Origin of the sequence: Streptomyces sp. NPDC050433 (assembly GCF_044458565.1) — a bacterium.
Lineage (GTDB): Bacteria > Actinomycetota > Actinomycetes > Streptomycetales > Streptomycetaceae > Streptomyces.
On sequence record NZ_JBITIB010000018.1, the window covers coordinates 87070 to 110149 of the forward strand.

The 23080-nt window shown below is 71.6% G+C and carries 22 protein-coding genes; 14 read left to right on the forward strand and 8 right to left on the reverse strand.

The window, feature by feature from the left end:
* Nucleotides 1–6: 6 nt before the first annotated feature.
* The 4 genes from ACIBLA_RS22490 to ACIBLA_RS22505 all read left to right on the forward strand — a co-directional run bounded on the left by ACIBLA_RS22490 (nt 7) and on the right by ACIBLA_RS22505 (nt 2572).
* Nucleotides 7–753 (forward strand): SDR family NAD(P)-dependent oxidoreductase, encoded by a 747-nt coding sequence (locus tag ACIBLA_RS22490; RefSeq protein ID WP_399199660.1) that lies wholly within the window; start codon nt 7–9, stop codon nt 751–753.
* A 68-nt stretch (nt 754–821) separates the two neighbouring features.
* A complete protein-coding gene (locus ACIBLA_RS22495; protein ID WP_363242750.1) occupies nt 822–1214 on the forward strand; it encodes an ester cyclase in 393 nt (130 codons plus the stop codon).
* Nucleotides 1215–1538: 324 nt separating this feature from the next.
* A complete protein-coding gene (locus ACIBLA_RS22500) occupies nt 1539–2366 on the forward strand; it encodes a helix-turn-helix domain-containing protein (protein WP_399199595.1) in 828 nt (275 codons plus the stop codon).
* Complete coding sequence (locus tag ACIBLA_RS22505) at nt 2363–2572, forward strand: DUF397 domain-containing protein (protein ID WP_399199596.1); 210 nt, start codon at nt 2363–2365, stop codon at nt 2570–2572. Before ACIBLA_RS22500 ends, ACIBLA_RS22505 begins: the two co-directional genes overlap by 4 nt.
* 4 nt (nt 2573–2576) lie before the next feature.
* On the opposite strand, the gene ACIBLA_RS22510 is transcribed toward ACIBLA_RS22505, so the two are convergent.
* Nucleotides 2577–3767, reverse strand: a complete 1191-nt coding sequence (locus ACIBLA_RS22510) for a methyltransferase domain-containing protein (RefSeq protein WP_399199597.1) — start codon at nt 3765–3767, stop codon at nt 2577–2579.
* A 453-nt stretch (nt 3768–4220) separates the two neighbouring features.
* On the opposite strand from ACIBLA_RS22510, the gene ACIBLA_RS22515 reads away from it, so the two are divergent.
* From ACIBLA_RS22515 to ACIBLA_RS22530, 4 genes are all read left to right on the forward strand, one after another.
* Nucleotides 4221–4538, forward strand: a complete 318-nt coding sequence (locus tag ACIBLA_RS22515) for a hypothetical protein (protein WP_399199598.1) — start codon at nt 4221–4223, stop codon at nt 4536–4538.
* Nucleotides 4539–4683: 145 nt separating this feature from the next.
* Entirely contained in the window at nt 4684–5370 is a 687-nt protein-coding gene (locus ACIBLA_RS22520; protein ID WP_363242810.1) for an enoyl-CoA hydratase family protein, read from the forward strand.
* Nucleotides 5358–5945 (forward strand): TetR/AcrR family transcriptional regulator, encoded by a 588-nt coding sequence (locus tag ACIBLA_RS22525; RefSeq protein ID WP_363242756.1) that lies wholly within the window; start codon nt 5358–5360, stop codon nt 5943–5945. Before ACIBLA_RS22520 ends, ACIBLA_RS22525 begins: the two co-directional genes overlap by 13 nt.
* A 26-nt stretch (nt 5946–5971) precedes the next feature.
* On the forward strand, nt 5972–6340 hold the full coding sequence (locus tag ACIBLA_RS22530) for a hypothetical protein (protein ID WP_363242757.1): 369 nt from the start codon (nt 5972–5974) through the stop codon (nt 6338–6340).
* A 28-nt stretch (nt 6341–6368) separates the two neighbouring features.
* Here ACIBLA_RS22530 and ACIBLA_RS22535 read toward each other — a convergent pair whose 3' ends face one another.
* Nucleotides 6369–7475, reverse strand: coding sequence for a citrate synthase 2 (locus ACIBLA_RS22535; RefSeq protein ID WP_363242758.1), 1107 nt, complete (start codon nt 7473–7475; stop codon nt 6369–6371).
* A gap of 342 nt (nt 7476–7817) precedes the next feature.
* Between ACIBLA_RS22535 and pdxH the strand changes: the two genes are divergently transcribed.
* Both pdxH and ACIBLA_RS22545 read left to right on the forward strand, forming a co-directional pair.
* Complete coding sequence (gene pdxH / locus ACIBLA_RS22540; protein WP_363242811.1) at nt 7818–8447, forward strand: pyridoxamine 5'-phosphate oxidase; 630 nt, start codon at nt 7818–7820, stop codon at nt 8445–8447.
* A gap of 379 nt (nt 8448–8826) precedes the next feature.
* Nucleotides 8827–10230: a PAS domain-containing protein gene (locus ACIBLA_RS22545; protein WP_399199599.1), complete on the forward strand. Its 1404-nt coding sequence runs from the start codon at nt 8827–8829 to the stop codon at nt 10228–10230.
* A 28-nt stretch (nt 10231–10258) separates the two neighbouring features.
* Here the strand turns inward: ACIBLA_RS22545 and ACIBLA_RS22550 are convergent, their stop codons facing one another.
* Nucleotides 10259–11014 carry an SIS domain-containing protein gene (locus ACIBLA_RS22550; protein WP_363242760.1) on the reverse strand — a complete coding sequence of 252 codons (756 nt, stop codon included), beginning with the start codon at nt 11012–11014 and terminating at the stop codon, nt 10259–10261.
* Nucleotides 11015–11214: 200 nt separating this feature from the next.
* Between ACIBLA_RS22550 and ACIBLA_RS22555 the strand changes: the two genes are divergently transcribed.
* Nucleotides 11215–11910 carry a metal-dependent transcriptional regulator gene (locus ACIBLA_RS22555; protein ID WP_363242761.1) on the forward strand — a complete coding sequence of 232 codons (696 nt, stop codon included), beginning with the start codon at nt 11215–11217 and terminating at the stop codon, nt 11908–11910.
* 648 nt (nt 11911–12558) lie between these two features.
* Complete coding sequence (locus ACIBLA_RS22560) at nt 12559–13422, forward strand: alpha/beta fold hydrolase (RefSeq protein ID WP_399199601.1); 864 nt, start codon at nt 12559–12561, stop codon at nt 13420–13422.
* Nucleotides 13423–13649: 227 nt separating this feature from the next.
* Here the strand turns inward: ACIBLA_RS22560 and ACIBLA_RS22565 are convergent, their stop codons facing one another.
* From ACIBLA_RS22565 to ACIBLA_RS22580, 4 genes are all read right to left on the reverse strand, one after another.
* Nucleotides 13650–14060 carry a PPOX class F420-dependent oxidoreductase gene (locus tag ACIBLA_RS22565; protein WP_363242764.1) on the reverse strand — a complete coding sequence of 137 codons (411 nt, stop codon included), beginning with the start codon at nt 14058–14060 and terminating at the stop codon, nt 13650–13652.
* A gap of 379 nt (nt 14061–14439) precedes the next feature.
* Entirely contained in the window at nt 14440–16143 is a 1704-nt protein-coding gene (locus ACIBLA_RS22570) for a transporter (protein ID WP_399199602.1), read from the reverse strand.
* Entirely contained in the window at nt 16140–17012 is an 873-nt protein-coding gene (locus ACIBLA_RS22575; RefSeq protein ID WP_363242766.1) for an ABC transporter ATP-binding protein, read from the reverse strand. The genes ACIBLA_RS22570 and ACIBLA_RS22575 overlap by 4 nt, the downstream gene beginning before the upstream one ends.
* Before the next feature lie 80 nt (nt 17013–17092).
* A complete protein-coding gene (locus ACIBLA_RS22580) occupies nt 17093–17779 on the reverse strand; it encodes a bifunctional DNA primase/polymerase (RefSeq protein WP_399199603.1) in 687 nt (228 codons plus the stop codon).
* 318 nt (nt 17780–18097) lie between these two features.
* Here ACIBLA_RS22580 and ACIBLA_RS22585 point away from each other — a divergent pair, with 318 nt between their 5' ends.
* Complete coding sequence (locus tag ACIBLA_RS22585) at nt 18098–19480, forward strand: transcriptional regulator (protein WP_363242768.1); 1383 nt, start codon at nt 18098–18100, stop codon at nt 19478–19480.
* Between the two features lie 332 nt (nt 19481–19812).
* Entirely contained in the window at nt 19813–21531 is a 1719-nt protein-coding gene (locus ACIBLA_RS22590; protein WP_399199604.1) for a hypothetical protein, read from the forward strand.
* A gap of 124 nt (nt 21532–21655) precedes the next feature.
* Here ACIBLA_RS22590 and ACIBLA_RS22595 read toward each other — a convergent pair whose 3' ends face one another.
* Complete coding sequence (locus tag ACIBLA_RS22595; RefSeq protein WP_399199605.1) at nt 21656–22963, reverse strand: ABC transporter substrate-binding protein; 1308 nt, start codon at nt 22961–22963, stop codon at nt 21656–21658.
* Between the last annotated feature and the right edge of the window lie 117 nt (nt 22964–23080).

Sequence of the window (23080 nt, forward strand, 5' to 3'; positions counted from 1 at the left end):
GTGAGCGTGGGACAGCTTGAAGGCAAGACAGCCGTCGTCACCGGCGGCGGCACCGGAATAGGCCTGGCCACCGCCGTACGGCTGGCGGCCGAGGGTGCGCACGTGTTCATCACCGGCCGGCGCAAGACCGTGCTGGACGCGGCCGTCGAGACCATCGGCCCGGCACGGGCCACCCCGGTGGTGGGCGACATCTCCAGCCTGGCCGACCTGGACCGGCTCTACGACGCGGTACGCGCCCGCGGCCGGGGCCTGGACGTACTGTTCGCCAACGCCGCCACCGCGTCGTTCGCGACGCTGGAGCAGGTCACCGAGGAACACTTCGATGAGACCTTCGGCGTCAACGTCCGGGGCACCTTGTTCACGGTGCAGAAGGCGCTGCCGCTGCTCAACGACGGCGCATCGGTGATCCTGAACTCCTCGGTGCGCGCCGACGACGGCGTCGCGGCGTTCGGCGCGTACGCGGCCTCCAAGGCGGCGGTCCGGTCCTTCGCCCGCACCTGGGCCAACGAGTTGAAGGACCGGGGCATCCGCGTCAACGCGATCTCCCCGGGCACCATCGACACCCCTGGACTCGACGCCGTGACCGCGGGAGACACGTCCCTCACCAAGTCACAGTTCGCCGCAGGTGTCCCACTGGGCCGGATCGGCCACCCGGAAGAGGTCGCCAACGCGGTGGCCTTCCTCGCTTCCGAGCAGAGCGGGTTCGTCCACGGCAGCAACCTGTACGTCGACGGCGGCGAGAACCAGATCTGACCTGCGGGCGCGGAACGTCATCACCTTCCGAATGCACAACCCCGATCCGGGGCGACAGAGAGGCCATCATGTCCGGCACCGACCTGCGCACGTTCTTCCAGCGCTACATCGACGCACTCAACACTCATGAGTTTCAGCGCATGACCGAATTCATCCACGACGAGCTCATCATGAACGGCCGGCCGGTCACGCGGGACGACGTCATCGCGGAGCTGGAGGGACACGGCGCCGCGGTGCCGGACTTCACCTGGCGCGTCCAAGACCTCGCCATCGAGGACGATCGCATCGCGGCCCGTCTGTTCAACAAGGGCACGCCCGTGAAGGAGTGGTTCGGCCTGACCCCCACCGGCGCCACGGTCGAGTACGCGGAGTACGCCTTCCACAAGGTCCGTGACGGGCGCTTCTACGAGATGAACTATCTGATCGACGCCCAGGCGGTTCAGCGGCAACTGGCCGACTGACGGGCCCGCCGCCTCGTCCCGTCGCACCCGCTAGAGCCCTCCGGTGCCGCCGCAGGACTGCGAACGCCGGGATGGGTACGCAGCGCACTGTGCGGTCTTGCTGCCTGGGCATGAGGTGAGCCTTCTGCGCGCTTTCCGGATCCGTTCCCGGAAACGACGCTGGGCGCACCGGACACGGTTCTCCGGGCGCGCCCGGCCTGGCAACGACTACTTTCGATTGGTTGTTGCGCGGTTTCCCCATCGGGGGCCAATAGCGTGAATTACCTTGCGCGAAGGGCTCGTTACGGGGCGAAAGCCCCTTCACCTTTCACGGAGGGCAGCACCATGCCGACGAGACGAGTGGTCACCAGCCGCAGCAGGGAACCCCGCGCACGGTTCGCGGAGGAACTGCGCTCCCTGCGCGCCGCACGCGGCGAGAGCCTGCGCCAGCTTGGCGAACGGCTGGGCTGGGACTGGTCGTTGTTCGGCAAGATGGAGAAGGGCGAGACGCTGGGCGGCCCGGAGGTGGTCCAGGCGCTCGACACGTACTACGGGACGCCGGGGTTGTTGCTCGCGCTGTGGGAGTTGGCGGTGAGTGACAAGTCGCAGTTCAAGGAGCAGTACCGACGGTACATGTCGTTGGAGTCGGAGGCGACGAGTCTGTGGCACTTCGCGGTGAGCATGTTGCCGGGGTTGTTGCAGACGGAGGGGTACGCGCGGGAGGTGCTGGCGGCTGGTGGGACCAAGGAGCCTCAGCTGACACAACAGGTTGAAGCCCGAATGGGGCGGCGGGAGTTGCTGGAGGGCGACAACGCGCCTCCGTTCCGAACGATCCTTTCGGAGGCGGTACTGAGAACGCCGCTGCGCAACTTGGGAGAGTGGCGGAGGCAGTTGGAGTACCTGCGGAAAGTGAGCGAGCGGGATGAAGTGATCATTCAGGTGCTGCCGTTCCTTGCGGGACCGTACGGCTTGGACAGCACCGACGTCTGGTTCCTGCGCCTTGCAGGCGGGCGCACCGTGGCGTACACCGAGAACGCCTATGGGGGCGAACTCATTGAGACAGACGGGCCGGTTGAACGCCTACAACGTGCTTACGATGCCGTACGTGACTTGGCCATGTCCCCGGCCGAGTCACGAAAGTTCATCCTGCGCATGTTGGAGGAAGTGCCTTGAAATCCCTCGACCTGAGCGCCGCTAACTGGCGCAAGAGCTCCTACAGCAATTCGGATGGTGGTGCCTGCGTCGAGGTCTCCGACGACTTCGCTGCCGTCGTCCCCGTGCGCGACAGCAAGAACCCCCACGGCCCGGTGATCGCGTTCCACGCGCCCGGCTGGGCTTCGTTCGTCTCGGCCGTGAGGCACGGCGCGTTGGACGCCTGACGCGTCAGTTGTACGAGGCGGGCCCGCCGACCGGCATGACCGGTTCGCGGGTGCCGTCCGCCCCCTCCACCCACGCCGTCTGAGCCCCTGCCGCATTCACCGTGAGCCCGTACTGGTCGACGCTCGGGCGGCCAAGGGTCTCCCAGCGGGAGTGAGCCGCCGTGATCTCGTCCCAGAGGCGTCGGGGGCCGGCCTGGGTGACGGTGAACCGGTCGGCGCTGTGGCCGTCGTAGTCGACCGTCGCCCAGGACGGCCCCGTGTCATCCGCCACGGCGAGACGCGTGGGTGCGTGCTCGCCGCTCGTGTCCCAGGCGAAATAGGCTCCGGGGACCGCGAGGCCGACGTGGAACTCCGCGTTCAGGTCCCCGGCCGCGACGGCCCACGGCGACAAGACCGAGGACGTCGTTTCCTCGGGCAGTCCGCAGTCGCCCTCGGCGGCCACGACCATCGGCGGGACGGCGGCCTCCCGCATCGGCATGAACGAGGCAAAGTCGTGGAACCGGCCCTCGCCGCACCCGTCCTGTGACGCCGTCAGTCGCAGCGTCCCGTATCCGCACCAGGCGGAGTTCCACGGGGTGACGATGAGCCCGCCCGGCTCCGCCTGGTCCAGCCATGCCGGTGGGACCCGGTCGACCGAGAACGTGGCGATGATCCGCTCGTACGGAGCCCCGGCGGGCCAGCCGGTCGCGGCGTCACCGCGTACCACCTTCGGTGTGTGGCCGACAGCTTTGAGATTCCGCTCAGCCTGCGCCGCGAGCGTGGGGTCCAACTCGACTGTCGTCACGGCCTGATCACCGCAGAGATGGGAGAGCAGGGCCGCGTTGTACCCGGTGCCCGCGCCCAGTTCGAGAACCCGGCGCCCTGCCGACTCCCGGTCCAGGCCCGCGAGAGCGAGCATGCGGAGCACCATGGAGGGCATGGACGCGGACGACGTCGGCAGGCCGTCGGTGAACTGGGTAACCAACGGGGCGTCGCTGTAGGCCGCGCTCAGCCATTCGTCCGGGGTGGTGGCTCGGTCGCACAGCCGGTGGCCACCCTTCCCGTCCCGCAGCCAGATGCGAGCCGGGAGGAACACGTGCCTCGGGACCGCGCGGATTGCGCGGTCGAGGGCGGGCGGCTGGGGGCCGATGAATTGGGTTACATCGGCAAGGAGTTGCTCGGTGTGGTCAGCCGTCGACCGCGTCGGTGTGTTCACTTCACCTACTTCTTTGGGGGAGGCGGCGGCGGTGTTGGCGGTGCCGGCGGGATGGGTCGGCCGGGCTGGTGGCCGTCGTCGCCACTGGGGTTACGGTGTTTGGCCGTCGTTGCCGTTTCCATGCCCGCCTCCGGAATGCGTAGATTTACTCTCCCACCGTAGAGAATTATGCCCGGGTTCGTGTAGGGCGCATTGACGGCACGTGGTGGAGATAACCCCCGGCCGGATACGGCAATGCGCCCCCTCGTGGCCGCCCGGTGCCTCCGGCAGGCTCGTCCGTACGGCGCGGACCGCACCGCACGGACTGATCACGGGGAGCCGGGACGAAGCGTGCGCAACGGGCGTTGGTGACCGCGACCACCGCCGTCGCGAAGATGATGGCGTCGACCGCTGCCGTTGCCGCGCCGACAGACAAGGCGGCGGACCGCCGGGCGTTGCAGGAGCGGCTGGACCATGTCGTCGCCACCGGCGCGGGACCTCAACCGGTTCGTCGCCGCGTTGCTCGACGGGAGTCTGCTGCCGGATCACCTGCTGGACGAGATGAGGAAACCCGCCGTCGAGGGTGCGACGTACGGGCTCGGGCTGGACTGGTACGACACCACGTGCGGGGTTCGTGTGTACGGCAACGACGGTGACGCCCTGGCGTACCAGGCCTGGGCGTACTCCACCGCCGACGGGAGCCGGCAGGTCGCGGTCGGGGTCACGCCCAACCGCCCCGCCGACCCGGCCGACGCCGTCCACGCGCTCCTGGACGCGGCCTTCTGCGGCTGACGCGGTGACGGTACGGGAACCATGCGTGCGCGCTTGATTGATTCGGTGTGCGCTGCCAGTCTCTGAACCCTCGTAAACGGGAGAGGGAGACCACCACGTGACGCTCGTCGCGACCGCGCACGAGCGCGGCATCACCACCCTGACCATGGACGCGCCGGCGAAGCGCAACGCCCTGTCGGCGCGGCTCGTCGGGGAGTTGGCCGACGGGCTCACCCGCTGCGCCGGGGATCCGGACGTCCGGGCCGTCGTACTCAGCCACACCGGGTCCACCTTCTGCGCGGGCGCCGATCTGAAGGAGCCGCCGAACCCGTACACCTTCGTCGCGCTCCTGCGGCAGATCGTCGAGCACCCCAAGCCCGTCGTCGCCCGCGTCACCGGCCATGTACGGGCCGGGGGACTGGGGCTGCTCGGGGCCTGCGACATCGTGGTCGCGTCCAGCGGCTCGGACTTCGCCTTCACGGAGGTACGGATCGGCGTCGCGCCCGCCGTCATCTCGATGCCGCTGCTGCCCCGGATGGCACCGCGCGCCGCCGCCCGTCACTGCCTCACCGGCGAGACCTTCGGCGCGGCCGAGGCCGTGACCGACGGGCTCGTCACGCAGGCCGCCGACGACGTGGACACGGCGCTCGCGCCGATTCTCGACGCGCTGCGCCGAGGCTCCCCGCAGGGGCTGGCCGAGTCCAAGAAGCTGCTGACCGAGCCGGTGCTGGCGGCCTTCGACCAGTACGCGGAGGACCTGGTCCAGCGCTCGGCCACGCTCTTCGCGACGGCCGAGGCCCGCGAGGGCATGTCGGCGTTCCTCGAACGGCGGGACGCCGCATGGGTGCGCTAGCCGCGCCCCAGCAGGACCGCAGCCGGGCCACCCGGCGACGGCTGCTGGAGGCCGCCGTCGCGTGCCTCGCCGAACACGGCTGGGCCGGGTCCACGGTCGCCGTCGTCGCCGAACGCGCCGGGGTGTCGCGCGGCGCGGCGCAGCACCACTTCCGTACTCGCGAGGACCTGTTCACGGCGGCCGTCGAGTACGTCGCCGAGGAACGCTCCACCGCGCTGCGCGCCCTCGCGCCGACCGGGCCGACCCGCCGCCGCGAGGTGGTGGAGGCGGTCGTGGCGCTCTACACCGGGCCACTGTTCCGGGCCGCGCTGCATCTGTGGGTCGCCGCGTCCGACGAGGAACAACTGCGGCCCCGCGTCGCCGAACTCGAAGCGCGCGTCGGCCGCGAGGCGCACCGTATGACCGTCGAACTCCTGGGCGCGGACGAGTCGGTGCCCGGCGTACGCGAGACGGTCCAGGGCCTGCTGGACATGGCGCGCGGACTGGGCCTGGCCACGCTGCTGACGGACGACACACAGCGGCGGAACCGGGTGGTGGCGCAGTGGGCGAGAATCCTGGACACCGTGCTGGACTGACGAGCGCTTCGGCGAAGGGGGCGGCGATGGACGGCGTGTTCGTGATCGTCGCGGTCGGCATCGCGCTCATGGCGGCCGGGGCCATCTGGAAGGGCCAGGTCCGCAAGCCGTACCTGCGGGGCCGCGCGCGGGACGCCACGTACCGGCGGCTGCCCCGCGATCTGCGCCGGTCCGCCGACATGGCGATCGCCGCGGCCCGCCACGCCGCGGCGGCGGACGAACCGGCGATCGTCAGGGTGGACGACGTACTGACCGTGGCCGCCGAGCACTTCGGGCACGGTGCCGTGCCGCGCGAGTCGGCGGTGGACGCACTGCGCGAGCGTTACGAGCGCAACCGCTGCGACGCGGACTGTGTGACGGACGCCTATGACGCCTATGAGGAGGGTGGGGCGTGACCTCCTGCCCCACCCCTCCCCACACGTGTCAGGGCGCGGTGGCGATGCTGTCGTACCCCTCGATCTCCCGCGGGTCCCGCACCCCCGGACCCACGTACCGCGCCGACGGCCGGACCAGCCGCCCCGTCCGCTTCTGCTCCAGGATGTGCGCCGACCAGCCGGCCGTACGGGCGCAGGTGAACATCGACGTGAACATGTGCGCGGGCACCTCCGCGAAGTCCAGCATGATCGCCGCCCAGAACTCCACGTTCGTCGCCAGCACCCGGTCCGGACGGCGTGCGTGCAGCTCCTCCAGTGCCGCCTTCTCCAGCGCCTCGGCGACCTCGTAACGCGGCGCGTCCAGTTCCTTCGCCGTACGCCGCAGGACGCGGGCGCGCGGGTCCTCCGCGCGGTACACGCGGTGGCCGAAGCCCATCAGCCGCTCGCCCTTGTCGAGCGTCTTCTTCACGTACGCCGTGGCGTCGCCCATCCGCTCGATCTCCTCGATCATGCCGAGGACGCGCGAGGGGGCGCCGCCGTGCAGTGGGCCGGACATGGCGCCGACGGCCCCCGAGAGGGCCGCGGCGACGTCCGCGCCGGTGGAGGCGATGACGCGGGCCGTGAACGTCGACGCGTTCATGCCGTGCTCGGCCGCCGACGTCCAGTACGCGTCGACCGCCTTGATGTGCCGGGGGTCGGGCTCCCCGCGCCAGCGGATCATGAAGCGTTCGACAACGGACTCCGCCTTGTCGATCTCGCTCTGCGGCACCATCGGCACGCCCTGCCCGCGCGCCGACTGCGCCACGTACGACAGGGCCATGACGGCGGCCCGCGCCAGCTCGTCGCGCGCCGTCGCCTCGTCGGTGTCGAGGAGCGGTTTCAGGCCCCAGACGGGGGCGAGCATCGCGAGCGCCGACTGGACGTCGACGCGGATGTCGCCGGAGTGGACGGGGATGGGGAAGGGCTCGGCGGGCGGCAGGCCGGGGTTGAACGCGCCGTCGACGAGCAGGCCCCACACGTTTCCGTAGGAGACACGGCCGACCAGATCCTCGATGTCGACGCCCCGGTAGCGGAGGGCACCGCCCTCCTTGTCCGGTTCGGCGATCTCCGTCTCGAAAGCGACGACTCCTTCGAGTCCGGGTACGAAATCGGACATCAGGCGGCTCCTCTGGTGTGAAGGACGTGGAAGCGTCCGGCTCTGTCTGACGGCTGTACCGGACGGCTGATCCGGACGACGGCTTGCGGCCTACGGCCTACGGCCCGGCGGTCCGGTGTCAGAAGTTGTCGGTGCCGGCCCGGATCCACGGTCGTTCTCGTACGACTCGCGGTCCGGAACGGTCATCCGTTACTCCCGTCCTGCCCAGACCCGGCATCGAATCAACCATGCTGCGGGCCTGTCATGTGCGTGAGAATGGGTCGCGTGCCTCACACTCCGCCCGCCGAGACCCCCGACCCGGCCGAGACCCCGGACCCGGCCGAGACGCCCGACCCGGCCCTGATGCGCGAGCAGTACCGCGCGGTCACGTTCCTGGAGACCGACCTCGCCCCCACGCCCATGGACCAGTTCGCGAGCTGGTTCAAGGACGCGGCGGCCGGAGGTCTGCACGAGCCGAACGCGATGGTGGTCTCCACCGCGACCCCCGACGGCCGCCCCTCGTCGCGCACGGTGCTTCTCAAGGCGTACGACGAGCGGGGCTTCGTCTTCTTCACCAACTACGGATCACGCAAGGGCCGGGAGATCGACGCGAACCCGCACGTCGGCCTTCTCTTCCCCTGGCACGCGCTGGGGCTACAGGTCGTCGTCACCGGTACGGCGTCGCGCGTCAGCCGCGCGGAGACGGCGGCGTACTTCCGCACCCGACCGCACGGCTCCCAGCTCGGCGCCTGGGCGAGCGACCAGTCCGAGCCGGTCGGCTCGCGCGCGGAGCTGCTGGAACGGTACGAGGCACTGGCCGCCCGCTACCCCGACGACGAGCCGGTCCCGGTCCCGCCGCACTGGGGTGGGATCAGGGTCGTCCCGGAGACCGTCGAGTTCTGGCAGGGGCACGAGAACCGGCTGCACGACCGGCTGCGGTACGTCCGGCGGGACGCCGGAGACGGCTGGCGGGTGGAGAGGCTCTGCCCGTAACGCCGTCGCAGTCGGAGGGGGAACGCCGGGGGGAACGCAGACGACCCGCGCGCTCAGGTTCCTCCGGGGAGGAGCCGGCCGGACTTACCGGCGAGCACGCGGGTCGGGTGACTGCTTGGATTGGGCCGGTGGTTCACCGGCACCGCACGTGTGCGACGACGGGCGTCAGCCCGCAGCCACCTCACTTGTCCGGATTGAAATCACTTCCGAACCACCTCCCTTCTAGTGTGCTCACCACCCTAGGAACCCGTCCGGCGGCCCACAAGCGATTATTTGGATTTCCTCCGCACAACGATTTTCGGGAACAAGGTGTGTGCTGGGTCACGTTCGAGTTGAATGATCGTAGGTGTGACCGAGCAGCCGGCAGGGGGTGCCAAGGATGAGTGCTTCCCGAAGCGAGACCACTCGCCCGCCCGACCCCGAGAGCGCCCACGGGGCGGACCTGCTCGCCGCGCTGCTAGACGGGATGGACGCCGCTCTCTGCGCGTTCGACGCCGACGGCGTGATCACGCACTGGAACCGCGAGGCGGAGCGGATATTGGGCTGGTCCGCCGACGAGGCCGTCGGCCGGCGCGGATTCGCCGGCTGGGCCGTGCGCAGCGCCGACGCCGATGAGGTGCACGGGCGGCTGATGTCGGCGATGGGCGTGCCGGGACGGCTGGTGCACGAGTTCGCGCTGCTGCGCAAGGACGGCGGCCGGGTGCTCGTACGGACACAGTCCGCCGGTGTGCGCGGGGCGGACGGCGGGCCCGCGGGGGTGTACTGCGCGTTCAGCGAGGTGCACGCGCAGATCGATCTTGAGCGGTCCATCGCGCTCAGCGAGGCCCTGTTCGACGACGCCCTGTGGGGCGTGGTCCTGGTCGACGTGGACCTGCGGCCGACCGTCGTGAACGGGCACGCCGCGCGTGCGCTCGGCTCCGGCCGTACGGCGCTGCTCGGGCGGCCCCTGGGCGAGACCGTCGTCCAGGGCGTGGAGGAGCTGGAGGGCGCCCTCCAGCACGTACTGGCCGAGGGCGCGCCGCGGGCGCTCGCCGAGCAGTGGGTGACGCTGCGCACGGCGGACGGGGGCGAACGGCGCCGCTGCTGGCGCAGCGGCTTCCTCCGGCTGGCCTCGCCGCTCGCCGAGGAGCCGGTGCCGCTGGGCGTCGGCTGGCTGTTCCAGGACGTCACGGAGGCGAAGCTCGCGGCACAGGAGGCGGACAAGCTGCGCTTCCGCTCCAGCCAGCTGCACCGCGCGGGGCGGGCCGCGGCCGAGTGCGAGAGCCCGATGGAGGCGGCGACGGTCTGCCTGGACTTCGCGCTCGTGGGCTTCGCCGACCACGCGCTGATCGACCTGGTCATGGGCGAGCCGGCCCCCGTCGCCCCCTACGGGGTGACGGGGGCCGGCGACGGGCCGCCGACCCGGCTCGTACGGGTGGCGGCCACGCCGGGCGGTTCGGTCGGGCCCTGCTTGCCGGTGGCGGCCGGTGGCATCCCCGTGCGGTATCTGGAGGGCCACCCGGCGCTCCAGGCGGTGGCCCGCGCGGGCTCGGTGCGCGCGAGCGCGCCCTCGGGGACGCTGACCACCCCGACCTGGTCGGTCTCCCGCCAGTGGCCGCCCGACTCCGTGCACGCGCTCTGTACGGTGCTGCGGAGCCGGGGCAGGACGCTGGGCGTGGTCACCTTCCTGCGGGGCGCGAGCCGTCCGTCGTTCGAACGCCCGGACGCGGTGTACGCGGAGGACGTCACGGCACGGATGGCGGCCTCGCTGGACCTGCTGGACCTGTTCCGGCCGGAGGCGTAGTCCAGGACCCGGCCTTGGTGGCCCAGGCTCAGTGGCGGTAGAAGATCCGGTCCCCGTACTCCTTCATCACGCGCCCGTTCCACTCGTGCCCGCCGTCCACGTTCCCCGAGCGCAGCATCGGCGGCTCGATGCCGCGCTCGACCAGGGCGCCCGCCGCCGTCGCCACCATCGCCTGCATCAGCGCGCTCGTCACGACGGTCGACGCGGGCGCGAACGGTGCCACGATGCCGTCCGCCGACAACTCCGCGTCGCCCACCGCGATCTTGCTGTCGAGGACGATGTCGCAGTGGTCCTTGAGGTACGTCCCCGAGACGTGCCGGGACTTCGTCTCCGTCGCGTACGCCACCGACGTCACACCGATCACCTTCAGGCCCAGCGCCCGCGCGTTCAACGCCATCTCCACGGGGAGCGCGTTGCGCCCGGACAGCGAGATGATCACCAGAACGTCGCCCGCCTGCGCCGGGGCGGAGTCCAGCACGGCGCTCGCCAGGCCGTCGACGCGCTCCAGCGCGGAGCCGAGCGTCGCGGGCATGACGTCGACGCCGATCACGCCGGGCACGTTGAGCAGGTTCATGAGGGCGAGACCGCCGGCCCGGTAGACGACGTCCTGCGCGGCGAGCGAGGAGTGGCCGGCGCCGAAGGCGAAGACACGGCCGCCGGCGGCCACGGTCTCGGCGATCGCGTTCCCGGCGGCTTCGATGTTCGCGGCCTCCTCGTCGCGTACGCGCTCCAGCAGACCGATCGCGGCGCCGAAGAACTGACCGGCCAGCGTGCTCTCGCTCATCGAGAGAGACCTTCCGTAGGGGGCGGAACGGGGGCGGGAATGCCTGTGCCGCGGATCACGTTGCGGTCTGGACCTTTACCGTGTCAATACGGCTTCGCCTTCGGCGGCTTCCCGCACGGCACGGTTGTCGGTGCGATGCGTCAGAATTGAGCAGGGGCCAGCGCACGGTTGTTTTCATGTCACAGCATCGAGGGGCACGTATGTCCGGACTGATTGACACCACGGAGATGTATCTCCGCACCATCCTCGAACTCGAAGAGGAAGGTGTGGTCCCCATGCGCGCCCGGATCGCGGAGCGGCTGGATCAGAGCGGGCCGACGGTCAGCCAGACCGTGGCCCGCATGGAGCGCGACGGACTGGTGCACGTCGCGGGTGACCGGCATCTGGAGCTGACGGAGGAGGGCCGCAGACTGGCGACGCGCGTGATGCGCAAGCACCGCCTCGCCGAGTGTCTGCTGGTCGACGTGATCGGCCTGGAGTGGGAGCAGGTCCACGCGGAGGCCTGCCGCTGGGAGCACGTGATGAGCGAGGCGGTGGAGCGGCGGGTGCTGGAGCTGCTGCGTCACCCGACGGAGTCGCCGTACGGGAACCCGATTCCGGGCCTGGAGGAGCTGGGCGAGAAGACCGAGGCGGACCCGTTCCTCGACGAGGGCATGGTCTCGCTGGCGGATCTGGACCCGGGCGCCGAGGGCAAGACGGTCGTGGTGCGCCGGATCGGTGAGCCGATCCAGACCGACGCCCAGCTGATGTACACGCTGCGACGGGCCGGCGTGCAGCCCGGCTCCGTGGTGAGCGTGACGGAGTCGCCGGTCGGCGGGGTGCTCGTGGGGAGCAGCGGGGAGGCGGCGGAGCTGGACTCCGAGGTCGCCTCGCACGTGTTCGTCGCCAAGCGCTGACGCCCTGCCGGGGTTCCGTCCCGGACCTGCGGGGCCGGGGCTTCGGCATGCCCGTCGGCGGCTGCGGAGAGTATTCCTCCGACAGCGGAGAATAGGATTTCCCGGCGGAATGGCAGCGGTCGGGCGATTCGCGTGCCAGGCTGGCCCTGGGGCATATGACCTGAGGGCAGCGGTCGCGGACCTCGTCCCGCGGCCTAGGAGGGAGCGGGGCTGTGCGCCTGATGCGGATAGCTGTGTCTGTTGTGCCTGCTGTGGCTGCTGCGCCTTCCGCGCCCGACACCGCGTGCGTCGTGCACGCCCCGCACGATAAGGGCCCCGGCGCTGAGCGGCGCCGGGGCCTGTCCTCCCCTTTTCCGACCCGGAGCCCCGAGCTCCCAGGGTCGGTTCCCACGGACCCTCATCCCCGAGTGGTCCGCCTCCCGCAGAAGATCTCCCCTCCAGCGCTTCGGCCAACCCTTGACGACCGTCACTCGAACGAGCGGTGTTGGGCCTGGGAGGCAGGCTTTCGAACGGGAGTTCGATAGTCTGGGGGAGTCGCTACGAGAACGGCACGGCGGCACGGCGACGTGACGGCACGACCGAACGGCACGGAATCGAGCCCGTGCCATCGGACTCGACCACTCAGGACCGAAGGGGGTGCCACGACACATGATGCAGCGCATCGATGTGACCGGATTCGACGGGTTGCGGCTCGCAGCCTGGGAGTTCGCGGACCAGCCCAAGGAGCGGGCCGAGACCGGGCGCACCCCCGGTGTGCTGCTGCTCCACGGCCTGATGGGCCGTGCCTCGCACTGGGCGTCCACGGCGCGCTGGATGTCCGGGCGCCATCGGGCCGTCGCGCTCGACCAGCGGGGCCACGGCCGCAGCGACAAGCCCCGCGAAGCGTCGTACACCCGCGAGGCGTACGTGTCGGACGCCGAAGCCGCGATCGAACAGCTCGGCCTGGCGCCCGTCACCCTCGTCGGCCACGCCATGGGCGCGCTGACCGCCTGGCAACTCGCCGCGAAGCGCCCCGACCTGGTCGGCGCGTTGATCATCTGCGACATGCGGGCGTCCGCGCTGGGGGCGGCGTCGCAGCACGCATGGGACGACTGGTTCCGGACCTGGCCGGTGCCGTTCCCGTCGCTCGCGGAGGTACGGAAGTGGTTCGCCGAGGACGACCCGTGGCTTGAGCGGCCGAATCCGGGCCGGGGCGAGTTCTTCGCCGAGGTGATGACCGAGCGCGCCGACGGCTGGTGGCCGGTCTTCTCCCGCCGCCAGATGCTCAGGTCACGCGCGACGTGGGTGCACGACGCGCACTGGGAGGAGCTGGCGCAGGTCCGCTGCCCCACGCTGGTCGTACGGTGCCTGGACGGCGAGTTGGGCCGCGCGGAGGCCCAGGAGATGGTGCGGGTGCTGCCGCGCGGGCAGTACGCGGAGGTGGACGACGCCGGCCATCTCGTCCACTACGTCCGCCCGGACGCGTGGCGCGCGGCGATAGAACCCTTCCTGGACGGCGCGTTGACGCCCTAGGCCGTGTCTGACAAATAGCGCCGTCCGCCCTTGGGGCGGGGCGCGCGGCGTCCGGTGCGTGCGATCGCAAGGCGGAGGATCGCTCTCGTACTGGGCGTACTCGGGCGACTCCGACAACGCAGCGAGCGTGCGTGCCGGGCGTCGCGCGCCAGGCGGGATTTGTCAGACACGGCCTAGCGGGCGTCGCTCGGAGCACCGGTCCCGCGGCGGACCGGCGCCCGCCCCGGTCAGGCCGTCGCGTTGCCCGTCAGGCGGGTTGGGGTGATGCGGATCGTGACGCGCACGGCTTCGGGTGGGAGGTCCGCGTACTCCTGGCCGGCGCCGGGGCCCTCGTACTTCTCCGCCAGGGTGATGGCCGTCCGCCTCGCGACGTCCTCGCCGACCGTGGCCGTGCCGCGTACCTCGACGTAACGCTCCGGGTCGGCCATGTCGAACACGCTGAGGCTGACGCGCGGGTCAGCGGTCACGTTCGTCACCTTGCGGCGGCCCGCCTGCGAGGAGATGACCAGGTCGTCGCCGTCGGTGCCGACCCAGACCACGGAAGACTGCGGGCTGCCGTCCGGGCTGATCGTGCACAGGACGGCGGGGTTGCGGCCGTCGAGGATCTTCCGGGCGGCGTCGCTCAGGGTGACAGTCATACCGGCGAGCTTAAAGCGTGTGCCCAGCGCGCGGCAGGACGACCCGGACCGTCAGTCCGAGCCTCCTGGCTCTCCCCGACGCCGGCGCTGCACGCGGCGTGAGATGTGAGAATGGCGCCCATGAGGACGTGCAGGAAGTGCGGGGGGAGGCGACGCCGGTGGCCACGGAGCTGCCGGCGGTGCCGTAGCGGGGCGGCAGACCGTGCGGAGACGGCGACTGACGTTGCTGAACTGGCGGCGGAGGTCGGCGTGTTCGGGTGGATAGCACGGGGGTTCGCGGCAGCGTTCCGGCTCGTGCTGCGCGTCCTGAACTGACCACCTGGCCGCCCCGAGGCCGCCGCGCTCCGCATCGAGGGCCCCGCCCCGCAGCCGCGCCCCCTCAGCCCTTGCTCACCGCCGTCAGAATCTCCGGCAGCCTCGACGCCGTCCATGGCGCCGCCAGCCGGACCCCCGCCCAGGCGATCAGCGCGCCGTACGCCGTGCCCAGCGGGAGCACCAGCCACGTCCAGCCGTCCGCGCCCGAGGTGTGGAGGGTGATCGTCAGGACGATCACCGGGGCGCACAGCAGGGCGCCGCCCAGCATGCCGCCGAGGATGGAGATCCAGGCGAGCCCGGCCTGGCCGGGGGCGACGTTCTTGTACGCGCTGCCCTGCGGGATCGAGTACGGGAAGCGGGCCGACGCCACCGCGCCCGTCGCCATCATCGCGCCGAGCAGCGCGAAGGACAGCCCGAGTGCTTCGGGCAGTGCCCGCCAGTCGCCCAGCAGCGCCGCCGTCAGGATCGTCACCAGCGCCGAGTACGGCAGTGTGATCACCAGCAGGGCGTAGGCCCGCGCTCGCAGTTCCAGATACGCGTCACGCGTGGAGGAGATCGTCAGGGCCACCATCCAGAACGCGGAGGTGTCCTGGCCGAACTGGTTGTACATCTGGATCCCGAGCATCCCCGCCGCGAAGCACGCGAGATAGATCGAGCCGTTGCCCTGAAGGGCGTTGACCAGCGGCACGATCAGTCCGATCGCCAGCGAGGTCACCCACGCCGCCTTCGTCTTGGGGTCGCGCCACACGTACCGCAGACTCCGCTGCATCACCGTGCCCGTACGCCCCTCCGGCAGCAGCCGGTCCAGACCGGACGCCGACTCCTTACGGGCCGGGCCGGCCGCCGCGGTGATCGTCGAACCGTCCGGGCTGGTCATCAGCTTCACGAGCGAGAGCTGCCACCAGTACACGAGCGCGGCCAACGCGGCCAGCGACAGCAGCAGTTGAGCCGCGGCCTGCCCGTAGGCGCCGTCGCTCACCGCGTCCACCGCGCCGATCGCCGACGCGGGCGGCAGCCACCGTACGACGTCCGCCGCCGGGTCGAGCGCCGAGAGGCCGCCCGCCTCGTTGAGCCGCTGGATACCGAAGTTGACGAACTGGATGCCGACGGCGATCACCAGACCGCTCAGCACGGCCAGGTCCCGCCCCTTGCGCGAGGTCAGCAGCCGGATGTTGGCCGCGGCCACGGCACGCGACAGCGCCACGCACACCAGCAGGGCCAGCGGCACGGCGATCACCGACAGCACCACTGCCGCGGCGCCGTGCGCGACGGCGATCGCGGAGCCCAGCACCAGGCAGAGCGTGAACAGCGGCCCGATACCGACCAGGGACGCGGCGAGCAGCGCGCCGATCAGCGACTGGGGCCGCAGCGGCAGCATCACGAGCCGGCTGGGGTCGAGCGTCTCGTCACCGCTGGGGAAGAAGAGCGGCAGCATCGCCCAGCCGAGGGCCACCAGCGCGGTCAGTACGACGACGAGGGTGGCCGCGCCGTCGTTCCCGCGCAGCAGGATCAGGCCCAGGAGCTGGCCGGCGGCCACGAGCAGGGCGAAGACGACGGAGACGACGTACGCGGCGGTACGGCCCGAGGACTGCCGCAGCCCGTTGCGCAGCAGCGACAGCTTCAGCCGTACGAAGACGGGCGTGAGGGACCGGGTGCCCAGGGTGACGACGGGCGTCGTGCCCGAACCGACGGGACCGGTGGGACCGGCGGGACGGGCGGGACGGGCGGTCTCAGCGAGGCCCGTGGGGTCGGCTGCCGCCGCGCTCATCGCGCACCGCCCAGCCAGTCCAGGGACTCACCGGTGTCGCGGCCCTGCGCGCCGACCAGTTCGAGGAACGCGTTCTGGAGTGACGCCGCATCGCCCCGTACCTCCGCGAGCGTCCCCTGCGCGCGGATGCGGCCCGCGGCCATCACCGCGACCCAGTCGCACAGCGACTCGACCAGCTCCATCACATGGCTGGAGAAGACGACCGTCGCGCCGGACTCGGTGTAGCGCTCCAGGACCCCGCGGATCGTCTGCGCCGACACCGGGTCGACGCCCTCGAACGGCTCGTCCAGGAACAGGACTTCGGGGTTGTGCAGCAGCGCCGCCGCCAGGCCGATCTTCTTCCGCATACCGGTCGAGTAGTCCACGACGAGCTTGTGCTGCGCGCCCGCCAGGTCCAGTACGTCCAGGAGTTGCGTGGCGCGCTTGTCGACCTCGTCACCGGGCAGCCCCCGCAGCCGGCCGGTGTAGCCGAGGAGTTCGCGGCCGGACAGCCGCTCGAAGAGGCGCAGCCCCTCGGGCAGTACGCCGATCCTGGCCTTGACCGCGACCGGATCGCCCCAGACGTCGTGCCCGGCCACCTGGACGCGGCCCATGTCCGGCCGCAGCAGGCCGGTCACCATGGAGAGCGTGGTGGTCTTGCCCGCGCCGTTCGGGCCGACGAGACCCACGAACTGGCCGGCGGGCAGATCGAGGTCGATCCCGGCGACGGCGACCTGCTCGCCGAAGCGCTTCCACAGCCCCTCCACGCGGACGGCGGGCGGAGCGGCCGGGGCGGCCGTACGCGCCCCGCCCGCCGGGTCCGCCGATTCAGGCGCCGCCGTCCGTCGCTCCGTCTGGTCCGCCGCTCGCTCCGGTGCCTGATCCGGCATGCCGCACTGCCCTTCGGGTGTTCCTTTTCGAGGTGCCGAGAGGACCCACCATAAGACCGCGGCCCGTGGCGCGCGGTTCCTCAGCCTCGCTGTGCCCGCGCGGCTGCCGCGTCCCGGCCGCACGCGTACGCCAGCGGGCTGATCAGCTCCTCGACGTCCGGCAGCCAGCGGTTCGCGTGAGTGGGCCGCCGGGCCCACTGCACCGCGCCGAGGCCGCCGACGCGGGTGGGCGGGGCCGCCACGTAATGCGCCTCGCCGCGCGCCGTCAGATCGATCGCCGACGCCGACCAGCCCAGCCTCCGTACGAGGTCGGCCACCTTCAGTGAGCCGCCCGGCAGGACGAAGAAGATCATCCGGCGGGCGGGGGTGCAGGTGACGGGGCCGAGCGTCATCTCCATCCGCTCCATCCGCGCGAGCGCCAGGAAGCCCGCCGACTCAGGAACATCGAGCGCGTCGAACGTGCGGCCCGTCGGCAGCAGGATCGACGCGTGCGGCTGTTTCGTCCACAGCCTGCGCGCGCCGACCCCGCTGCCCGTCGCCTGGGCCGCCCAGTCCGGCCGGGTCGGATGTGCTCCGGGGGACGGGCAGCCGACGCTGGCGCACGAGCACCGTTCCATGCCGCCCACCACCTCCAGCCAGGTGCCGGGGAACACGTCCCAGTGCCGCTCCTCCGCGTACCGCACGGCGCTGTCCAGCAGCAGGTCGCCCCGCTGCTTGGGGATCTGCGCGGCGTCAGTTACGTCCGTGACTCCGATGGTCTTGTCCACGAAGAACACAACTCCCGCCCGCACCTCCGGTTACGGGCGGCGTCGACCGTCGCGCAGGAGCATCGATCCTGCAAGTGGGGCGCACGGATGCATGGGCGGGGGCGCGTACGAAGTTGCCGCGTGTGGATGGGTAACCACAATCGGTGACCGGAGGTTGCCCATGAGGGAGCGTGAGGCGAGTCACACACCTCGGTGCCAAAGGGGCGGCGTTTCCTGAAAGTTACCGAAGATTGCTGATTTCGACCATCGCACGCATTTACTGCGTTTCCGCCGGGCAGTGATCCCTCCAACGATCACTGCGGCCACAGGGGGTATCCATTGGCAGCCAGGCCTCTCGTCGCCCGTCAGCCGAACGAACGGTTGCAAACACTCATCCAGGAGGCCGGTTGTTCCAACGCCGGGCTCGCCCGCCGGGTCAACATGGTCGGGACGGAGCGCGGTCTCGACCTCCGTTACGACAAGACGTCCGTGGCGCGCTGGTTGCGCGGACAGCAGCCGCGCGGCCGGGCGCCGGGGATCATCGCCGAGGCGCTGGGCCGCAAGCTGGGGCGCACGGTCACCATCGACGAGCTGGGGATGGCCAACGGCAAGAACCTGGCCTCGGGTGTCGGCCTCCAGTTCTCGCCGACGGTCATCGGCGCGATCGAGCAGGTCTGCGAGCTGTGGCGCAGCGATGTCGGCCGGCGTGACTTCCTGTCCGGATCGGCGGTGGCGTCGTCGGCGCTCGTCGAGCCGAGCAGGGACTGGCTGATCACGGGCGCGGACGCGTCCGTGGCGCGCAACACCGGTGCGCGGGTGGGGGATTCGGACGTGTCGGCGGTCGCCGCCATGACGGCCGCGCTGGTCGATCTGGACCACCGCTTCGGCAGCGGCCATGTCCGCCCCGTCGTCGTGCACTATCTGAACAGCGTGGTGTCGGGCCTGCTCTCGGGGTCGTATCGGGAAGGCGTCGGCCGCAGGCTCTTCGCCACCGTCGCCCGACTCACCGAGCTGGCGGGGTACATGGCGGTGGACACCGGCCAGCCCGGGCTCGCCCAGCGGTATTACATCCAGTCGCTGCGGCTCGCGCAGGCCGCCGGGGACCGGGGATACGGCGGGTATGTGCTCGCCGCGTCCATGAGCCATCTCGCGGCCCAGCTCGGAAACCCGCGCGAGATCGCCCAGTTGGCACGGGCCGCGCAGGAAGGCGCGCGCGGGCAGGTCACCCCGAGGGCGCAGGCCATGTTCCTGGCCGCCGAGGCGCGCGGGCACGCGCTGATGGGCGAAGCGAGCCAGTGCCACGCGGTCGCGGGCCGGGCGCTCACCGCGCTGGAGCACGCCGATCCGGAGGCCGACGAGGACCCGGTGTGGATCGCGCACTTCGACCAGGCCTATCTGTCCGACGAGTTGGCGCACTGCTACCGAGATCTGGGACAGGCCCAGGCGGCGGCGCGCCACGCGTCCGACGCGCTGGCGGGGCACCCGGAGACACGGGCCAGGCGGCGGGCGATCGGCCTGGTCCTGCTGGCCACGGCACAGATCCAGCAGCGCGAGGTGGAGGAGGCGTGCCGTACGGGCACGCGCGCGGCGGAGCTGCTCGGCACGCTGCGCTCCAGCAGAGGGGCGGAGTATCTGGACGATCTCCAGCAGCGGTTGGAGCCGTACGGCGCGGAGCCGGCGGTGCGGGAGTTCACCGCCCGGCTGGAGATCCAGGCCGCGTGACACGGCTTTGCTACAACTTCCGCCGGGGGTCAGGCGGTGCGGCGGTCGTGGGCGTCCGTCGTGCGGTGGTCGCAGAGCCACCGCACGACGGTGGCGCGGTGGTGGGCGGGGTGCGGTGTTACCGGGGCGGCGCGTCCGTGACCGGGGAGGGAAGGGGCGGGGCCGGCCGTGGGGGCGGCGGCGGGTGGTCGGCCCGATCGATCCGCGTCAACGGGGTTGACGGGGGGTGTCTTGAACAGGCGGGGCGTGACTGGTTCCAGGCGCGTAGCAGGGCGGCTGATTCACCCGGTAGCGTGAACTGACGATTCCGTAGGTCCACACTAGGAGCCCCGGTGACGCAAAGCGGACAAAGGGACGAGCCGCAGTCGCCTGCCGCTCGGCCCGCGCACGAAGGCATCGTGCTGCCCGCCGACGGCGGCCCGCCCTTGATCCCCGGCGCCCCGGCGCAGCTCCCGCCCCCGGCCGATCCTGGCGGCCCGGCGGGCGGGCAGCCGTGGGGGCAGCCCTGGGGTCCGGGCGCGCCACAGTCGCTTCCCGAGCCGGAGCCGGAGCCCCAGCTGCCGGACGTGGGTGCTTACGGGGCGTACGGAAGCGGGACCGGGGGCGGCAGTTACGGCTACCCGCAACAGTCCCAGGCGCCTCAGCAGGCCCAGCCGCCCATGCCGCCCCAGCAGCAGCCGTACCAGGCGCACCAGCAGCCCCTGCCGCCCGCCCAACCGCAGCCGCAACCGCAGCTTCCGCCGCAGCCCTCGCAGCAGCTTCCGCCGCAGCAGTACGGGGCGCCGCAGGGCGGCACGTACGGCGCGCAGCCGCTGCCGGCCGAGGCACCGCCTCCCGGCGGCAGCGCGGACGCGACGCAGTATCTGCCGCCGGTGCCGCCGGCACAGGCGCCGGCCGCCGGGCCCGCCGACGCCACGCAGTACATACCGCCGGTGCCGCAGTACCAGCAGGGCCAGAGCCCCGGCGGGCTGCCGCCCGAGCGCCCCGCCGAATCCACCCAGTACCTCGGCACCGCCCAGCCGCCCGCGCAGGGCACCTCGGACGCGGACGCCACGCAGTTCATCGCGCCCATCCCGCCGACCGGCCCGCACGACATCCCGGCCGTGCCCCCCGGCGCGCCGTTCGGCATCAGGCCCGGCGCCCCAGGCGACCGCCAGCCGCCCGCCGAGTTCGACAGCCTCTTCCGTACGGAGGCCCCCGGCGGGCCGAACGCCCCGGACGAGACACAGCAGTTGCCGCACTTCGATCCGGGCGCGGGTCCGGGCGCGGGTCCCGGCCGGGGCAGGGGCGGCCCCCAGCGGCACGCCCAGCAGGGTTACGGGCAGCAGGGTTACGGGCAGGGCGGCACGCCGCCGCCCCCGTACGCCCAGCCGCGCGGCCCCCAGGAGCCGTCGGGCCCGCAGGGCCGGGCCGCCGGGCGCCGCAAGACCTCACCGCTCCCGCTGATCGCCGCCGTCGTGGTCGGCTGCGCCGTCCTCGGCCTCGGCGCCGGCTGGCTGATGAGCGGCGACGACTCCAAGAAGCAGGACAACAACCAGACCGTGTCCTCGGAGTCCTCACCGTCGGCCCCGGGCCCCGACCCGGCCGAGGACGACCCCGCCAAGCCGCAGGCGCAGGAGTTGGACAAGCTCCTCGCCGAGAGCAACGACAGCCGGGCGGCGGTGATCAGCGCGGTCGAGTCCATCAAGACCTGCCAGAATCTGGACAAGGCCGTCAGCGACCTCCAGGGCGCGGCCGACCAGCGCCGCGACCTGGTCGCCCGGCTCAAGGAACTCAACCTCGACAAGCTGCCCCGGCACGGCCAGTTGTCGTCCTCGCTGACCAAGGCGTGGGAGGCGTCCGCGTCGGCGGACGACCACTACGCGACCTGGGCGGGCGAGGCGAAGACGAAGAAGGGCTGCAAGGACGGCAAGGCCCGTACGACGAAGTCGGCCTCCGAGGGCCACGCCGCGAGCGGCGAGGCGACGGCGGCGAAGCGCAAGGCGTCGGGCCTGTGGAACGGCATCGCGTCCGAGTACGGCCTCACGAAGCGCGCCCCGACGGAGCTGTGAGCCGACCCGGATCGCCCGCGATCCGGGTCGGGTGCGGCGGGCCAGGAAGGCCAGCAGGGTCCGGTTGACCCGACCCGACCCGACCCGACCCGACCCGGCCCGACCCGGCCGCGTGTCCTACGCCCTACGCGCTCCGGCCCGCGTCGCTCAAGGTGCCCCGTACGTCCACGAAACCGTCCCGCAGGGACACCAGCCGGCCCTCGCGCACCACCTGGAACGTCACCTCGCTGTTCACGATGCGCGGGTAGCCGGGGGAGCCGAGCATGTCCTCGTAGCGCCAGCGCAGTGTGGGGGTGAGGCCCCCGGTGTCGACCTTCGCGCCCTTGTCCAGCGCGTGCGAGAGCGTGCCGGAGGAGATCGTGTCCTTGCCGACCGACTCGATGACCGACTTGAGCGCGGTGAAGGCGATCCAGGTGGTCTGGACGCCGGGGTCGGCCGGGTCGATGCTGTCGTCGCCGAACGCGTGCTTACGGATCACGTCCCGCATCGGCTGCCACGCCGGATCCTCCGCCTCCGGGTACCAGCCCGTGACGTACGCGCCCTCGAAGACGCCCTTCGAGCCGCCCGTCCGGTCCACCAGGGGCTGGCCGACGCTGCCGAGGACGGAGGAGATACGGACGGTTCCACCGTCGTCGGGGAGGCGCCGGTAGGAGTCGAAGAACGTTTCCGTACGGTCGCCGAGCACCGCCGTGACGCAGCCGTCGGCGGCGGTGGCCGCGTTCTCGCGGGCCTTCTGTGCCGAGTCGAAGTAGTCGGTGGCGTCCTCGGCGGCGCGGATGTCCTTCGCCTTCCCGCCGCCGCTGTCACTCTTGCCCTGGCCCTTGCTGAGACCGGAGTTGAGCAGTTCCGGCATCGCGTCGCCCGTTATCGTGTCGGGCCGCACGATCGACACCCGGTCGCACTCCCCGCCCAGCTGTATACCGTTCCCCGCCAGCAGCGACGCCTGGCCTCCGTTGACCGGATACGAGACGAAGCTGGAGAACTCCCGCTCGGTGATGCCGTAGCCCCCGAGATAGGGGATCCCGGCCGCCTCCAGCGGCGCCATGAAGGCGTTGCCGTGCTGGCTGTACGAGCCGACGACGGCCGTGACGTCCTTGTCGGCGGCCAGCCGTGCGCAGTCCGCCGCGCCCGCCGAGGTGTTGCGCTCGTTGCAGGTCAGCACGCGCAGCTCGTGGCCGTCGATACCGCCCGCCGCGTTGACCCAGCGCGCGTACGCCTTGGCCATGGCCGGCATGCCCGGCATGTTCGTCGCGCCGGTGCCCTCGGGTGCCCAGGTCATGACCGTGACCGGCTCCCTGGAGCCCCCGGGGTTTCCAGGGAGCACACCGCACCCGGTGACCAGCGACGCCCCGGCCGCCAGCGTGCACACGACGCGGGCCGCCTGAGTCCGGCGGGAGGGGCGGGGGGAGGAGGGCTGCTGCCTACCGGTCATGTGTCCGCACACTTCCGGTCTGTGGGTAACTGCCAGGTTGGGGTTGTTCAACCGGAGATGACCAGGAGGTGAATTGCGGGGGGCCATGTGACCGCCCGAGGCCGGACCGTACGATCG

Excerpts from the sequence above, each read along its gene's own strand:
- ACIBLA_RS22495 (WP_363242750.1), top strand. The coding sequence starts at position 822 with ATGTCCGGCACCGACCTGCGCACGTTCTTCCAGCGCTACATCGACGCA.
- ACIBLA_RS22500 (WP_399199595.1), top strand. The coding sequence starts at position 1,539 with ATGCCGACGAGACGAGTGGTCACCAGCCGCAGCAGGGAACCCCGCGCA.
- ACIBLA_RS22515 (WP_399199598.1), top strand. The coding sequence starts at position 4,221 with ATGTCGTCGCCACCGGCGCGGGACCTCAACCGGTTCGTCGCCGCGTTG.
- ACIBLA_RS22520 (WP_363242810.1), top strand. The coding sequence starts at position 4,684 with ATGGACGCGCCGGCGAAGCGCAACGCCCTGTCGGCGCGGCTCGTCGGG.
- ACIBLA_RS22525 (WP_363242756.1), top strand. The coding sequence starts at position 5,358 with ATGGGTGCGCTAGCCGCGCCCCAGCAGGACCGCAGCCGGGCCACCCGG.
- ACIBLA_RS22530 (WP_363242757.1), top strand. The coding sequence starts at position 5,972 with ATGGACGGCGTGTTCGTGATCGTCGCGGTCGGCATCGCGCTCATGGCG.
- ACIBLA_RS22535 (WP_363242758.1), bottom strand. The coding sequence starts at position 7,475 with ATGTCCGATTTCGTACCCGGACTCGAAGGAGTCGTCGCTTTCGAGACG.
- pdxH (WP_363242811.1), top strand. The coding sequence starts at position 7,818 with ATGCGCGAGCAGTACCGCGCGGTCACGTTCCTGGAGACCGACCTCGCC.
- ACIBLA_RS22545 (WP_399199599.1), top strand. The coding sequence starts at position 8,827 with ATGAGTGCTTCCCGAAGCGAGACCACTCGCCCGCCCGACCCCGAGAGC.
- ACIBLA_RS22550 (WP_363242760.1), bottom strand. The coding sequence starts at position 11,014 with ATGAGCGAGAGCACGCTGGCCGGTCAGTTCTTCGGCGCCGCGATCGGT.
- ACIBLA_RS22555 (WP_363242761.1), top strand. The coding sequence starts at position 11,215 with ATGTCCGGACTGATTGACACCACGGAGATGTATCTCCGCACCATCCTC.
- ACIBLA_RS22560 (WP_399199601.1), top strand. The coding sequence starts at position 12,559 with ATGATGCAGCGCATCGATGTGACCGGATTCGACGGGTTGCGGCTCGCA.
- ACIBLA_RS22565 (WP_363242764.1), bottom strand. The coding sequence starts at position 14,060 with ATGACTGTCACCCTGAGCGACGCCGCCCGGAAGATCCTCGACGGCCGC.
- ACIBLA_RS22570 (WP_399199602.1), bottom strand. The coding sequence starts at position 16,143 with ATGAGCGCGGCGGCAGCCGACCCCACGGGCCTCGCTGAGACCGCCCGT.
- ACIBLA_RS22575 (WP_363242766.1), bottom strand. The coding sequence starts at position 17,012 with ATGCCGGATCAGGCACCGGAGCGAGCGGCGGACCAGACGGAGCGACGG.
- ACIBLA_RS22595 (WP_399199605.1), bottom strand. The coding sequence starts at position 22,963 with ATGACCGGTAGGCAGCAGCCCTCCTCCCCCCGCCCCTCCCGCCGGACT.